We start from the raw sequence: 13,612 nt of genomic DNA on the forward strand, positions 1-13,612 counted from the left end.
CACCCGATGGACATCGAAGGAGATTCACCATGATTCGACCCGCACGCAGGATCGCGCTTCTTGCCGCAGCCGCGACGACCGCGCTGGTGCTCACCGCCTGCGGAGGAGCATCACCAGCCGCCGACCCGACCGACGTCGACCCCGAGGGGGAGGTCGTGCCCCGTGAGATCTCCTGGCTGCTCTCTCGTCCGGCCGACGGCGGCGTCATCACCACGATGGAGAAGATCGCGGACGAGTACGCCGAGGACCACCCCGGATTCGCGCTCAACCTCATCACGACGCCGGATCGTCCCTCGTACATCCAGAAGTACGAGACGCTCGCCGCGGCGAACAAGCTCCCGGAGCTCTTCGACACCGACGCGACGCCCTTCGCCCAGAAGCTCGCCGAACAGGGGCGGATGGTCGATGTCGATCTCCTCCTCGACGACCTCGGCATGACCGACGACTACCGCCCGGCGGCGCTGAACTACCAGCGGTTCGACGACGGTTCCCTCTACATGGTGCCGTTCGAATTCCAGCTGGAGTTCTTCTGGTACAACAAGGCCCTGTTCGAAGAAGCCGGCACGACCGTGCCCGCCACCCTCGACGATTTCCCGCAGATGTGCAAGGACCTGCGCGCCGCTGGCGTCACTCCCATCGCGCTGGACGGCCAGGACCAGTGGCCTCTCGAGCGGTACATGGCCTACTACCCGTTCCGCATGGCAGGGCCCGAGTATGTGCAGGACCTGAAGAACGGGGATGCCTCGTTCTCCGACCCCGCGGGGCGCGCCGCGGCCGAATGGCTGTACTCGCTCGGGCAGGCCGGATGCTTCTCCGAGGGCTTCTCCGCGACGGGATACGCCGACGCACAGGCCCAATTCACCTCGGGTGCGGCCGCCGTGTACAACATCGGCACCTGGGAGCTCGGCAACCTCGCCACCGAAACCCTCGATCCCGGTGTCCGCGATGACGTGGACTACTTCACCCTCCCGACGATCGACGATGCGGCGACAGCCGACAACGAGTACGTCACGCCCTCCGGCATCGGCATGGCGGTGAACGCCAAGACCTACGACCCCCTGGTGCGCGACTTCCTCGCCTTCGCGCTGGAGCGGTACCCGGAGCTCTACGCCTCGACGGGCGCGCTGTCGCCGACGTCCTCGGCTGCCACGACGATCCCCGACGCGGCGACATCGCTCTACGGCCGTGCCGTCGAACAGGCGGACGGTGTCGGCGAGGCGATCGCCATGCCGTGGGACACCCAGCTGGATCCGGCCACGAACACGCGGCTCCAGCAGGAACTCACCCTGCTCGTGCAGGGAGAGATCACACCGGATGAGTTCATCGAGACCATGGACAAGGCGCTCGCGGAGAACAGCGATGGCTGATGTCCTGTCGGCGGGGACGGTCGCGGCCCGCCCGCGACCGTCCCGGCAGTCGCGGCGCCGGCCGATGTCGGGGGCCATGCTCCCGCGCCGGTCGACGCTCTCGGTCCTCGTGTTCCTCGTCCCGCCGCTGCTGCTGTACGGCGTCGCCGTGCTGCTGCCGATCGTGCAGTCCCTCGTCCTGAGCTTCTTCCGGTGGGACGGCATCACCGACATGGCCTTCGTCGGCTTCGACAACTACGTGAAGATGCTCACGCGCGACGACGTCTTCTGGACGGCCTTCGGCAACGCGGTCGGGTACCTCGTGATCTGCCTCGTGCTGCAGCTCGGCGGCGCCCTCATCGTCGCCGGACTGCTCACCGCCCTCACTAAGGCACGGGAGCTCGTCAAGACGATCTATCTCCTGCCTGCCGTCATCTCCACGGTGGCCATCGCCATCCTCTTCCAGCGGATCTATTCGCTGGAGCCGGTGGGCCTGCTGAACCAGGCTCTGGCGTGGATCGGACTCGAGGGCCTGCAGACGGCGTGGTTGTCGAACGTGCAGACCGTGCTCGCCGCGGTGTCGATCCCCGAGGGGTGGCGCTTCACCGGTCTCTACATGCTGATCATCTACGCGGCGCTGATGGCCGTGCCTCGCGAGCTCGAGGAGGCAGCGCGTCTGGACGGAGCCTCCTGGTGGCAGGTCTTCTGGCGGATCCGTTTCCCCTACATCCGGCCCGTGTGGATCACCACGACCATCATGGCGACCACGTTCGCGCTCCGCGGCTTCGACATCCCGTACCTGCTCACCGGGGGCGGGCCGGGTCAGGCATCCGAGCTGCTGACCACGTACATGTACAAGACGGCGTTCGTGCACACCGACTACGGCTACGCCAGTGCGATCTCGGTGTTCATCGTCATCGAGTGCCTCGTCGCCGTCGGACTCATCCTGCTCCTGCTGCGCCGGAAGGATCGATCATGACCTCCACCCCCACCCTCGCGCCCGTGGCAGCGGCACCCCGTCGCCGACGCGGCCCCCGGTCCGCCGGCGCGGCTCGGCGCGGCTGCGCGCTCAGCGCACGCTGCTCACGGTCACCATCGTGCTGATCGTGCTCGTGCAGATCTACCCGCTCGCCTGGCTCTTCCTGACGAGCTTCCGCACGGCGGCTGACTTCGCCGGCGGCAACCCGTTCGCGCTCCCGTCGGAGTTCACGCTCGAGAACTACGGACGTGCGTTCGCCACCGGCAACCTCGGACTGAACATCGTGAACAGCCTGATCGTCACGCTGGGATCCAGCGTCCTCATCGTCGTCGCCGGCATGATGGCCGCCTTCGCGCTGCAGGTGCTCGGCTTCCGGTTCAGTGGCATGGTCCGCGGGCTGTTCCTCCTGGGGATCATCGTGCCTGTGCAGATCGCCCTGGTGCCGCTGTTCATCGACTACTCGCAGGTCGGGCTGCTCGACACCCACCTCTCGATGATCATCCCGCTCGCCGCCTTCGCCCTTCCCATGGCCGTGTACCTGTTCTCCTCGTTCTACGAGTACATCCCTCGCGAGACGTACGAGGCGGCATCGCTGGACGGCGCCGGTCCGTACCGCATCTTCCTCACCATCACCTCCCCGCTCTCGGTCAACACGATCATCACGGTCGTGCTCGTGAACAGCATCTTCATCTGGAACGACTTCATCTTCGCGAACACGTTCGTGCTCTCCGACGGGCTGAAGACGATCCCGCTGGGACTGCAGAACTACATTGGGGCAATGGGCAACACCGACTGGACGGCGACCTTCGCCGCGGTCTGCGTCTCGGTGACCCCGTTGCTGCTGGTCTTCCTCGTCCTCAACAAGGCGATGATCCAGGGCCTCGAGAGTGGAGCGACCAAGGGATGAGCACTGCAGGGCAGAGCGCGCACGCGCCGAGCGTCACGATGCGGGATGTCGCGAAGGTCGCCGGCGTCTCGGTCGCCACGGTCTCGCACGTCATCAACGACAAGCCCGGAGCGCGGATCGGAGAGGACGCGCGTCGGCGGGTGCACGACGCCGTCGCCGCGCTCGGGTATCGTCCCAACGCGCTCGCGAAGACCCTCTCGCAGGGGACGTCGCGCTTCATCGGGCTCGTCGCCGACCAGATCGCGACGACTCCCTTCGCCGGTCAGATCATCGCCGGCGCCCAGGACGAGGCCTGGAAGCACGGATTCGTGCTGCTCGTGGCCAACACCGACGGCAACGCCGAGGTCGAGAACGACGCGATCGCGATGATGCTCGAGCACCAGGTGCGCGGCATCCTCTACTCCACGTGGTTCCACCGCGAGATCACGGTGCCGGCGGCTCTTCATCAGACGGAGTCGGTGCTCGTCGACTGCTTCGCGCCCGACAGCGGGCTGCCCGCCGTCGTGCCGGATGAGGTGCAGGGCGGGCGCACGGCCACCGACGAGCTGATCGATGCCGGGCATCGGCGGATCGCGTTCGTGAACACCACCACGCCGTCACCTGCGCAGACCGGTCGGTTGGCCGGATACCGGGAGGCGCTGACCACCGCCGGCATCGGCGTCGACGACGCGCTGGTGTTCCCGGCATCGCCGGAGCAGGAGGGGGGTACCTCGCGACGCCGCAGATCATCGAATCAGGTGCGACCGCGGTCTTCTGCCACAACGACCGGGTCGCCATGGGTGTGTACGACGGGTTGCGCGAGCACGGTCTGCGCATCCCGGAGGACATCGCCGTCATCGGCTTCGACAACCAGGACGTGATCGCGGCGCATCTGCGCCCGACGCTCTCCACGGTCGCGCTGCCGCACTACGAACTCGGGGCGATCGGAGTGCGCGTACTGCTCGGTCTGGACACTCCTGCGGACGACCGTCCGACACTCGTCTCCTGCCCGCCGATCCGTCGCAGATCGGTCGAGGTCGGAGCGGACTAAGACGCAGCCCGCCGAGCGTCCCAGCCCGTCCGCACCATCTCGTCCACCGAGTACCGCATCTTCCAATCGAGGTCGCGTGCCGCGAGCTCTCCGGTGGCGACGATGCGGTCGGGGTCGCCGGGGCGACGCGGACCGATCTCGGGGGTGAAGTCGATGCCGGTCACGCGGGCCACGGCGTCCATGATCTGCTTCACGCTGAGGCCGTCGCCGGAGCCGAGGTTGTAGGCGGCTTCGATGGGCTCACCACCGGCCAGGCGCTTCGCCGCCTCGACGTGCGCGGCTGCGATGTCGCCGACGTGCACGTAGTCGCGCACGTTGGTGCCGTCTTCCGTGGCGTAGTCGTCGCCGAAGATCTTCGGGGTCTTCCCTGCGATCAGCGCTTCGAAGACGATCGGGAAGAGGTTGTGCGGGCTGACGTCGTAGACCGTCGGGTCGGCCGATCCGACGACGTTGAAGTAGCGCAGTGACGTGTGGCGCAGCGGGTGCGCGGAATCGGCGGTCGCGATCGCCTGGTCGCGCAGCAGCCATTCGCCGATGAGCTTGGACTCTCCGTAGGGGCTGGCCGGCTTCTTCGCGGTGTCCTCTTCGACGAGGGCGACGTCGGGCGTGCCGAACACGGCGGCCGACGAGGAGAAGACGATGTTGGCGACGCCCGCGGCCTCCATGGCCTCGAGGATGATGCGCGTGCCCTCGACGTTCTGCGCGTACGTGTGCAGCGGACGCTGCACCGAGACGCCGGCGTACTTGAAACCGGCGACGTGGATCACGCCGTCCGCATCATGATCGCGCAGCGCCTTCTCGACGAGGTCGCGATCGAGGATGCTGCCCTGCACGAAGGGCACGCCCTCCGGAACGAATGACGGGACTCCGCTGGACAGGTCGTCGAGGACGACGGGGGTCAGGCCGGCATCCGCGAGAGCGCGGACGACGTGGGATCCGATGTAGCCGGCGCCGCCGGTGACGATCCAGGACATGGCGTTCCTCTCCTGCCGCAGACTCATCGCGGCTCGATCACTCATTCTGTCAGGCGTCGCGGTGCGCGCCGGCGGACGGCGTGACCGTGAAGAGCACCGGGGCGGTGAAATCGGATGCCGCGAACGCCGCGGTGACGGCCTCCGACACGCTCGCCACGGCATCCCGTTCGATCAGGGCGATCGCCGCCCCGCCGAATCCTCCGCCGGTCATGCGCGCGCCGAGCGCGCCGGCCGCCAGTGCCGCATCGACCGCCGTGTCCAGCTCGGGGACGGAGATCTCGAAGTCGTCGCGCATCGAGACGTGCGAGGCGACGAGCAGATCGCCGATCGCGCGTGCGCCTTCCTCGCGGAGCACCCGTACGGTGTCGAGCACGCGCTGGTTCTCGGTGACGATGTGTCGCACGCGACGGAAGGTCACGTCGTCCAGCAGCTCCGCGGCACGGGGGAGGTCGTCGACCGACACGTCCCGGAGCGCCGGGACGCCCATGATCTCGGCGCCGAGCTCGCACGACGCGCGGCGCTCCCGGTAACCGCCTGTGGAGTGCGCGTGCTCGACGCGCGTGTCCATCACGAGGATCGCGAGCCCGGCCTCGGCGACACCGAGCGGCACGAGCTGCGCCTCCAGCGAGCGGCAGTCGAGGAAGATCGCGGCATCCGGCTCACCGAGCATCGAGGCCATCTGGTCCATGATCCCTGTCGGGGCGCCGACCGCCTCGTTCTCGGCGCGACGGCCGACGCGGGCGAGGGCGGTGCGGTCGAGCCCGGCCGCCCAGAGGTCGTTGAGGGCGGATGCCGTGGCACCCTCGATCGCGGCGGAGGACGAGAGCCCCGCGCCGATCGGAACGTCCGAGGCGATCGCGATGTCCATCCCGCGGAACGGATGGTCGGCGCCGTCCGTCGCGAGCGCCTGGCGGAGCGCCCACGCGACGCCGAGCGGGTAGGCGGCCCACTCCGGCACGGCGGGCTTCCCGCCGGAGGCAGTGGGGAACAGTCCGTCGAGGTCGTCGAGCGCGACCTCGACCGGCTCCGCCGCGAAGGTCGACGCGACCCGGATGCGGCCGCGGTCGTCATCGCGGAGGCCGACCGCGGCGACCGTACGGTGCGGGATCGCGAACGGGAGGACGAAGCCGTCGTTGTAGTCGGTGTGCTCGCCGATGAGGTTCACCCGTCCCGGCGCCGACCAGAGCCCGTCGGGCTCGCGGCCGGTCAGCTCGACGAACAGGGTGCGTGCGGCATCCTGCGTCTCGGTCTCGTGCGTCTCGGAAAGAGTCATGCGGACACCTCGCCATCCGTCGACGGGCTCAGGGACTCTTCGGTCGCTGCGCGTTCGATCGCCTCGCGGATGCGGGCGGCCCCCTGTTCAGGGGTGACCTCGGCGGCCCAGGCCCACATCGCGGCCTCGGATCCGGCGAGGAACTTCAGCTTGTCGGCGGCGCGGCGCGGGCTGGTGAGCTGCAGGTGCAGGCGCACGCTCTCTCGTCCGACGTTCACCGGAGCCTGGTGCCACGCGGCGATGTACGGCGTCGGGGAGTCGTAGAGCGCATCGACACCGCGCAGCAGGCGCAGGTACAGCGGGGCGAGCTCGTCGCGCTCGGCATCCGTCGTCTCGGCGAAATCGGGCACGTGACGGTGCGGCATCAGGTGCATCTCCAGGGGCCAGCGCGCGGCGAACGGCACGAACGCCGTCCAGTGCTCCCCGCGGAAGACCACGCGCTCGGATGCCTGCTCGAACTCGAGGATGTGCTGGAACAGGTGCGGTGCGGTGCGGTCGATCGCATCCAGCAGGCGCGTGGTGCGCGGCGTCACGTAGGGGTAGGCGTAGATCTGGCCGTGCGGATGCGGGAGCGTCACGCCGATCGCCTCGCCCCGGTTCTCGAACGGGAAGATCTGCTCGATGCCGGGGAGCTTCGAGAGGGCGGCGGTGCGGTCCGCCCAGGCCTCGATCACGGTGCGGGCGCGCGTCGCGGACTGCGTGCCGAAGGACCCGGAGTGCTCGGGGCTGAAGCAGACGACCTCGCAGCGACCGACCGAGGTGCGGGTGCGACCGAGGCCGAGGGCTTCGAGGTCGTCGAGGCCGCGCGGAGGGTTGGCGGCGGCGGGAGCCGTGCCGAGTGCCTCGGCCAGCGCGGGGCCGAACGCGGGGGAGCGGTTCTCGAACACGGCGACGTCGTAGAGGGACGGCACCTCGGACGGGTTGTCGGGCGTCTGCGGCGCGAGCGGGTCGGCCGAGGCGCTCGGCATCATGACCCGGTTCTGGCGGTTCGCGGCGACCGTGATCCAGTCGCCCGTGAGCACGTCGAGGCGCATCGTCGCGGTCTCGGGGCGGGGGTCGAGCGTGCGTGCGTCGACGGCGCGCTCGGCTCCGAGCGTCGTCTCCGGGTCGTCGTAGTAGATCAGGTCGCGGCCGTCGGCCAGGGTCGTGGCGCGCTTGACGACGCCGGCGCCGAGGGTCTCTGTGCGCAACTCCGCAAGATTATCCGTGTTCACGTAAACATGGTACGCACATCTCTGTGGTAACGTCAACATTCCTGAGTTATGCACGGAGGATGCCGGTGACCGCCCCCCACTCACGCTCACCTCGCCCGTCGTCCGGTCGCGTCTCGATGGCGATGGTCGCCTCCCGCGCCGGTGTCTCCGGGCAGACCGTGTCGCGGGTGGTCAACGACAGCCCCCGTGTCGACCCGGCCACCAGGGCCCGCGTGGAACAGGCGATGTCCGAACTCGGCTACCGCCCGCACCGCGCCGCTCGCGCGCTGCGCACCGGACGGTCGCAGACGATCGGCCTTGTGGTCACGACGCTCGCCACCGTAGGAAACTCCCGGATGCTGCAGGCCACGGCTGAAGCGGCGGCGGAGCGCGGCTACGCCCTCATGGTCGCGACGGCGGCCGACGGGGTCGCATCCGCCTTCGAGCGTCTGGCCGAGCAGGAGGTCGACGGGGCCATCGTGCTCAACGAGGCGTCTGCGCAGGTCTCCGCGGACGAGCGCCCTGCAGGACTGCGCCTCGTCATAGTCGACGCGCAGACGGATGCCGGGTTCACGGCCGTGCACAGCGACCACCATGGCGGAGCGGCCGCCGCGACCGCGCATCTGCTCGAGCTCGGACACGGTTCCGTGCATCACCTCGCCGGCCCTGCCGACTCGTACGCCGCGGCCGAGCGCGAGCGCGGATGGCGCGAGACGCTCTCCGCCGCCGGGATCGATGCGCCCGAGATCGTCCGTGGTGACTGGACCGCCGACGCCGGGTTCGCCGCCGGTGCCGCCCTGGCCGCGGCATCCGCCGTGTTCTGCGGCAATGACCAGATGGCTCTCGGTCTGCTGCGCGCGCTCGCCGAGTCGGGCCGGCGCGTGCCGGAAGACGTCAGCGTGATCGGCTTCGACGATGTGCCGGATGCCGCGAACTACCGCCCGCCGCTCACCACGATCCGCCAGGACTTCACGGCCCTCGCTCAGCGCACCGTCGGCGCCCTGGTCGCGGAGATCGAGGGCGAGAATGCCGAGGGGGAGGATGCCGGGGGAGCGGCGGCATCCGTCGTGCCGACGCGGCTCGTCGAGCGCGCCAGCACCGCCTCGCGCTGACACGCGCCGGATTCAAGCGCGGACGGGCCCGCGATGCGTGCGCATGTCGGACGGCGGTGAGCCCGCTGGTTAGCGCAGGCCGTCTTCGCAGTTGCTTCCTGGTCGCGCTTCCGACCACAGCTCGTAGTCGCGCCCGTTCTCCGTGTCGATGTGCCACGGGGGGAACTCGACATACTCGTCCATCGCGAGGGCCCACGATGCGTCCGCCCGTGTCGACCCGGGGTCGTCTGCGGGCAACTCATCGTCTGTCGTCCAGTGCTCGGCCGGGTGGTCCTTCGCCCATTCGTAGATGAGCTGACCGGTCTGGGACCAGTCCCGTTCGTTCATGCTCTCGGCGATGTCGGCGGGCATCGGGAGGCGTTCCGACGTGCGGTAGTCGTACGTGCAGGAGTACGTCTGCCCGTCGTCGGCGACGTAGCTCATGGAGATCGTCACGTTGGTGGTGAGCCACGGCCTCCGGCCGATGACGAACAGGGCGACGATGATGACGATGACGACCAGGGCGATCGCCGTGATCGCGATCAGCCATGGGCGGCCACGACGACGCCGCCGTGGCGGGGGTGACCAGGATTCGATCGACATCAGATCCAGCGTAGCGAGACCTCGACGGCGTTCGAATCGCGCAACGGGTCGCGGATCGCCCCCGCGAAGCGGCAATTCGCGCGATTCGAAGGGCCAGGTTGCGGCATCCGCCCGTTCGTGTCATGATCTCGGAAAGCGCTTACCGAGATCGGTGCGCGACCACTTCCAGAGAAACGGACCACTGCCATGACGCAGACCTCCACCCGCGAGATCGGGATCATCATGAACGGCGTCTCCGGACGCATGGGCTACCGGCAGCACCTGGTGCGCTCGATCCTCGCGATCCGCGAGCAGGGCGGCATCGAGCTGCCCGACGGCTCCCGCATCACGGTGAAGCCGATCCTCGTGGGCCGCAGTGAGGCCAAGCTCGCCGAGCTCGCAGCGCTGCACGGCATCGAGGACTACACGACCGACCTCGACGCCGCCCTCGCCGACCCGCAGTGGGAGATCTACGCCGACTTCCTCGTGACCAAGGCCCGCGCCTCTGCGATCCGCAAGGCGATCGCCGCCGGCAAGGCGATCTACACCGAGAAGCCCACCGCCGAATCGCTCGAGGAGGCCCTCGAGCTCGCCCGCCTCGCCGAGAGCGCCGGCGTCAAGACCGGGGTCGTGCACGACAAGCTCTACCTCCCGGGTCTGCAGAAGCTCAAGCGCCTGATCGACTCCGGCTTCTTCGGCCGCATCCTGTCGGTGCGCGGCGAGTTCGGGTACTGGGTCTTCGAGGGCGACTGGCAGCCCGCCCAGCGCCCGAGCTGGAACTACCGCACGGAAGACGGCGGCGGCATCATCACCGACATGTTCCCGCACTGGAACTACGTGCTCGAGAACCTGTTCGGCGAGGTGAAGAGCGTCTACGCCCAGGCCGCCGTGCACATCGCCGACCGCTGGGACGAGAAGGGCGAGCACTACACCGCCACCGCCGAGGATGCGGCGTACGGCATCTTCGAGCTCGAGGGCGGCATCATCGCCGAGATCAACTCCTCGTGGACCGTGCGCGTCAACCGCGACGAGCTCGTCGAGTTCCAGGTCGACGGCACGCACGGATCGGCGGTCGTCGGGCTCTTCGGCGCCAAGATCCAGCCCCGCAACGCGACGCCCAAGCCGGTGTGGAACCCCGACCTCGAGGACACCCGCGACTACGACGCCGACTGGCAGCAGGTGCCGACCAACGACGTGTTCCTCAACGGCTTCCGCCAGCAGTGGGAGGAGTACCTGGTCTCCTACGTGGAGGGCACCGACTACCCGTTCGACCTGCTCGCCGGTGCCCGCGGTGTGCAGTTCGCCGAGGCCGGCCTGACGTCGAGCGCCGAGGGCCGCAAGATCGCGCTGTCCGCGCTGAGCCTGGACTGATCCGATGAGCACGCTCCGACTCCTCGCCGCCGACGGAACGGTGACGGATGCCGCGCTGAACGCGGGCGGATCCTTCACCCGTCCGGCATCCGCTCTGCAGAGCCGCGTGGCCTATGCGGTCGCGCACGTCGTGCCGAAGACGCACGCCGACAACACCCCGGGTCAGCCCGCCGACATCGACTGGGACTCGACGCTCGCCTTCCGGCGGAACGTGTACTCCTGGGGCCTCGGCGTCGCCGACGCCATGGACACCGCCCAGCGGAACATGGGACTGGATGCTGCGGCCACCCGCGAGCTCATCGCTCGCAGCGCCGAGGTCGCGCGCGAGGAGGGCGGCTCGGTCGTGGTCGGCGTCAACACCGACCACCTGACCGAGTCGCACGTCTCGATCGACCAGGTGATCGACGCCTACAAGGAGCAGTTGCACTTCACCGAGGAGCAGGGTGCCGGCCCCGTGCTGATGGCCTCGCGGCATCTCGCGCGGGTCGCGACGGGCGCCGACGACTACCGCCGCGTCTACCGGGAGGTGCTCGAGTCGGCCACCGTGCCGGTCGTGCTGCACTGGCTCGGCACGGCCTTCGACCCGGAGCTCGCCGGCTACTTCGGCGCACCGGACTGGCAGACGGCATCCGAGGTCCTGCTCGAGGTGATCGGCGAGAACCCGGGCAAGGTCGCCGGCGTCAAGATGAGCCTGCTGAACGCGGAGTCCGAGATCTCGGTCCGCGAGCAGCTGCCGGAGGGCGTGCGCATGTTCACGGGCGACGACTTCAACTACGTGGGGCTCATCGGGGGCTCGTCGGTCGTTGAGCGAGGGAGCGAAGCGAGCGAGACGAAACGTCCCGAACGCACCCACTCCGACGCCCTGCTCGGGGCCTTCGCCGCGATCACGCCGGTGGCATCCGCGGCGATCCAGGCGCTCGACGCGGGGGATCCCGACCGGTACCTCGAGATCCTCGGCCCGACCGAGGCGCTCAGCCGCCAGGTGTTCGCCGCACCGACGTTCTATTACAAGACGGGCGTCGCTTTCCTGTCCTGGCTCAACGGCCACCAGTCCGCGTTCCAGATGGTCGGCGGCCTGCACTCGGCGCGGAGCCTTCCGCACCTCAGCCGCATCGTCGAGCTGGCGAACGCGTCGCTCGCCCTCGAAGCGCCTGAGCTCGCTCGGGAGCGCTGGCACGGGATGCTGCGCCTGAACGGAGTGGACGTATGACCAGCCCGGACCCCCGTCTGTCGATCAACCAGGCCACCATCAAGCACGCCGACCTCGCCACCGCCCTGCGGGTCACCGCGGATGCCGGGGTCCAGGCCATCGGACTCTGGCGCGAGCCGGTGAACGAGGTCGGCCTCGATGTCGCCGCCCGTATGCTGACGGACTCCGGCCTGCGCTTCACGACGCACTGCCGCGGCGGGTTCTTCACCCTTCCGGCCGGTCCTGCGCGCGACGCCGCGCTCGACGACAACCGTCGGGCGATCGAGGAGACCGCGACGCTCGCCGCCGCCGGAGCGGAGGGGTCGACCGCTGTGCTCGTGCTCGTTGCGGGCGGCCTGCCGGAGGGCTCGCGCGACCTTATCGGCGCACGCGAACGGGTGCGCGACGCGATCGGTGCGCTCGCTCCCGATGCCGAGGCTGCGGGAGTGACGCTGGCTATCGAGCCGCTGCATCCGATGTACGCGTCCGACCGGGCGGTCGTCTCGACGCTCGGTCAGGCGCTCGACATCGCCGCCGACTTCGATGCGAAGGTCGTCGGGGCGGCCGTCGACACCTTCCACGTCTGGTGGGATCCGCAGGTGCTCGACCAGATCGCCCGGGCCGGACGTGAAGGACGCATCGCGACGTACCAGGTGTGCGACTGGAAGACCCCGCTCGCCGCGGACGTGCTCCTCTCGCGCCATTACACGGGGGAGGGTGTGATCGACTTCGGATCGCTGACCCGTGCGGTGATCGACACCGGCTACGACCGCGACATCGAGGTCGAGCTCTTCAACGCCGACATCTGGGCGGATGCGCCTTCGAACGTCGTGCGCCGGACGGCGGAGACCTTCGCCGCGGCGGTCGCGCCGCACCTGCGCTGAGAGGATGAACGCATGACCGCGATCCGTCCAGGACTCTGCTCGGTGACGTTCCGCGCCCTGGCGCCCGAGCGGATCATCGAGTTGGCCGCGGATGCCGGGCTCGAGGCGATCGAGTGGGGCGGCGACGTGCACGTGCCCCCGGGCGACACCGTGCGGGCCGCGCAGGTGGCGAAGGCGACGACGGATGCCGGGTTGGCCGTCGCCTCGTACGGCTCGTACTTCCGAAGCGGCGTCGACGAGCAGCTCGCGCCGGTTCTCGACAGCGCCGAGGCGCTCGGCGCCGATCGCATCCGGATCTGGGCGGGTTCCGTCGGCTCCGACGAAGCCACCGGGGACGACTGGGCAGCGGTGGTCGAGCGGCTGCAGGCCGCGGCATCCGAGGCCGGCGCGAGAGGCATCGGCCTCGCTCTCGAGTTCCACTCCGGCACGCTCGCAGATACGGCGCCCACGACCCTGCGGCTGCTGGACGACGTCGCCGACCCGGGTCTGAGCACCTACTGGCAGCCGACCGTCGCCGCATCGGTCGACACCGTGATCGGCGAGTACCGGGCGCTCGCCGCCCGGACGAGTGCCGCCCACGTGTTCTCATGGTGGCCGGCGAAGGAACGGCTGCCCCTGCGTGCGCGCGATTCGCTCTGGACCCGGTTCTTCGCCGAAGCGAAGGCTGTCGCGGACCCGCCCCGTGACGCGCTGCTGGAGTTCGTCCCGGGTGACGATCCGGAGCTGCTCGCCGGCGAAGCCGCCGCGCTTCGGGCCTATCTCGGACAGCCCGGGTGACCCTGCTCATCCCAGT

Annotated in this window: 12 protein-coding genes and 1 pseudogene; 9 read left to right on the plus strand and 4 right to left on the minus strand. The window is 69.4% G+C overall.

What is annotated here, in order from left to right; genetic code table 11:
- Positions 1–29 precede the first annotated feature (29 nt).
- The 4 genes and pseudogenes from ABS642_RS18040 (at position 30) to ABS642_RS18055 (ending at position 4,262) form a co-directional block, all read left to right on the plus strand.
- Positions 30–1,367: an extracellular solute-binding protein gene (locus ABS642_RS18040; protein WP_350351207.1), complete on the plus strand. Its 1,338-nt coding sequence runs from the start codon at positions 30–32 to the stop codon at positions 1,365–1,367.
- Positions 1,368–1,443: 76 nt separating this feature from the next.
- A complete protein-coding gene (locus tag ABS642_RS18045; RefSeq protein WP_350353460.1) occupies positions 1,444–2,325 on the plus strand; it encodes a sugar ABC transporter permease in 882 nt (293 codons plus the stop codon).
- On the plus strand, positions 2,315–3,232 hold the full coding sequence (locus tag ABS642_RS18050; RefSeq protein WP_350353461.1) for a carbohydrate ABC transporter permease: 918 nt from the start codon (positions 2,315–2,317) through the stop codon (positions 3,230–3,232). The genes ABS642_RS18045 and ABS642_RS18050 overlap by 11 nt, the downstream gene beginning before the upstream one ends.
- Positions 3,229–4,262: pseudogene (locus ABS642_RS18055) on the plus strand (LacI family DNA-binding transcriptional regulator). The gene ABS642_RS18050 and the pseudogene ABS642_RS18055 overlap by 4 nt, the downstream one beginning before the upstream one ends.
- Here ABS642_RS18055 and galE read toward each other — a convergent pair.
- Genes galE through galT form a run of 3 tightly spaced genes read right to left on the minus strand, consistent with a single transcriptional unit; the run spans position 4,259 to position 7,723 of the window.
- Positions 4,259–5,236, minus strand: coding sequence for a UDP-glucose 4-epimerase GalE (gene galE, locus ABS642_RS18060; protein WP_350351208.1), 978 nt, complete (start codon positions 5,234–5,236; stop codon positions 4,259–4,261). The pseudogene ABS642_RS18055 and the gene galE sit on opposite strands and share 4 nt — an antisense overlap.
- A 49-nt stretch (positions 5,237–5,285) precedes the next feature.
- A complete protein-coding gene (gene galK, locus ABS642_RS18065; protein ID WP_350351209.1) occupies positions 5,286–6,509 on the minus strand; it encodes a galactokinase in 1,224 nt (407 codons plus the stop codon).
- A complete protein-coding gene (gene galT, locus ABS642_RS18070; protein ID WP_350351210.1) occupies positions 6,506–7,723 on the minus strand; it encodes a galactose-1-phosphate uridylyltransferase in 1,218 nt (405 codons plus the stop codon). Before galT ends, galK begins: the two co-directional genes overlap by 4 nt.
- Before the next feature lie 116 nt (positions 7,724–7,839).
- Here galT and ABS642_RS18075 point away from each other — a divergent pair, with 116 nt between their 5' ends.
- Positions 7,840–8,814 carry a LacI family DNA-binding transcriptional regulator gene (locus ABS642_RS18075; RefSeq protein ID WP_350353462.1) on the plus strand — a complete coding sequence of 325 codons (975 nt, stop codon included), beginning with the start codon at positions 7,840–7,842 and terminating at the stop codon, positions 8,812–8,814.
- 69 nt (positions 8,815–8,883) lie between these two features.
- Here the strand turns inward: ABS642_RS18075 and ABS642_RS18080 are convergent, their stop codons facing one another.
- Entirely contained in the window at positions 8,884–9,396 is a 513-nt protein-coding gene (locus tag ABS642_RS18080; protein ID WP_350351211.1) for a hypothetical protein, read from the minus strand.
- 186 nt (positions 9,397–9,582) lie between these two features.
- Here ABS642_RS18080 and ABS642_RS18085 point away from each other — a divergent pair, with 186 nt between their 5' ends.
- From ABS642_RS18085 to ABS642_RS18100, 4 genes are read left to right on the plus strand one after another with little or no spacing between them, the layout of a single operon-like run.
- Entirely contained in the window at positions 9,583–10,746 is a 1,164-nt protein-coding gene (locus ABS642_RS18085; protein ID WP_350351212.1) for a Gfo/Idh/MocA family oxidoreductase, read from the plus strand.
- A 4-nt stretch (positions 10,747–10,750) separates the two neighbouring features.
- Complete coding sequence (locus ABS642_RS18090) at positions 10,751–11,956, plus strand: dihydrodipicolinate synthase family protein (RefSeq protein WP_350351213.1); 1,206 nt, start codon at positions 10,751–10,753, stop codon at positions 11,954–11,956.
- Complete coding sequence (locus tag ABS642_RS18095) at positions 11,953–12,819, plus strand: sugar phosphate isomerase/epimerase family protein (RefSeq protein WP_350351214.1); 867 nt, start codon at positions 11,953–11,955, stop codon at positions 12,817–12,819. Before ABS642_RS18090 ends, ABS642_RS18095 begins: the two co-directional genes overlap by 4 nt.
- A gap of 12 nt (positions 12,820–12,831) precedes the next feature.
- Positions 12,832–13,596 carry a sugar phosphate isomerase/epimerase gene (locus ABS642_RS18100; RefSeq protein WP_350351215.1) on the plus strand — a complete coding sequence of 255 codons (765 nt, stop codon included), beginning with the start codon at positions 12,832–12,834 and terminating at the stop codon, positions 13,594–13,596.
- Positions 13,597–13,612 lie beyond the last annotated feature (16 nt).

It is taken from the genome of Microbacterium sp. A8/3-1, from assembly GCF_040267695.1.
GTDB classification, from domain to species: domain Bacteria; phylum Actinomycetota; class Actinomycetes; order Actinomycetales; family Microbacteriaceae; genus Microbacterium; species Microbacterium luteolum.

Bases quoted from the DNA above. Each gene is read 5' to 3' on its own strand.
- ABS642_RS18040 (WP_350351207.1), top strand. From the start codon at position 30: ATGATTCGACCCGCACGCAGGATCGCGCTTCTTGCCGCAGCCGCGACG.
- ABS642_RS18045 (WP_350353460.1), top strand. From the start codon at position 1,444: ATGCTCCCGCGCCGGTCGACGCTCTCGGTCCTCGTGTTCCTCGTCCCG.
- galE (WP_350351208.1), bottom strand. From the start codon at position 5,236: ATGTCCTGGATCGTCACCGGCGGCGCCGGCTACATCGGATCCCACGTC.
- galK (WP_350351209.1), bottom strand. From the start codon at position 6,509: ATGACTCTTTCCGAGACGCACGAGACCGAGACGCAGGATGCCGCACGC.
- ABS642_RS18075 (WP_350353462.1), top strand. From the start codon at position 7,840: ATGGCGATGGTCGCCTCCCGCGCCGGTGTCTCCGGGCAGACCGTGTCG.
- ABS642_RS18080 (WP_350351211.1), bottom strand. From the start codon at position 9,396: ATGTCGATCGAATCCTGGTCACCCCCGCCACGGCGGCGTCGTCGTGGC.
- ABS642_RS18085 (WP_350351212.1), top strand. From the start codon at position 9,583: ATGACGCAGACCTCCACCCGCGAGATCGGGATCATCATGAACGGCGTC.
- ABS642_RS18090 (WP_350351213.1), top strand. From the start codon at position 10,751: ATGAGCACGCTCCGACTCCTCGCCGCCGACGGAACGGTGACGGATGCC.
- ABS642_RS18095 (WP_350351214.1), top strand. From the start codon at position 11,953: ATGACCAGCCCGGACCCCCGTCTGTCGATCAACCAGGCCACCATCAAG.
- ABS642_RS18100 (WP_350351215.1), top strand. From the start codon at position 12,832: ATGACCGCGATCCGTCCAGGACTCTGCTCGGTGACGTTCCGCGCCCTG.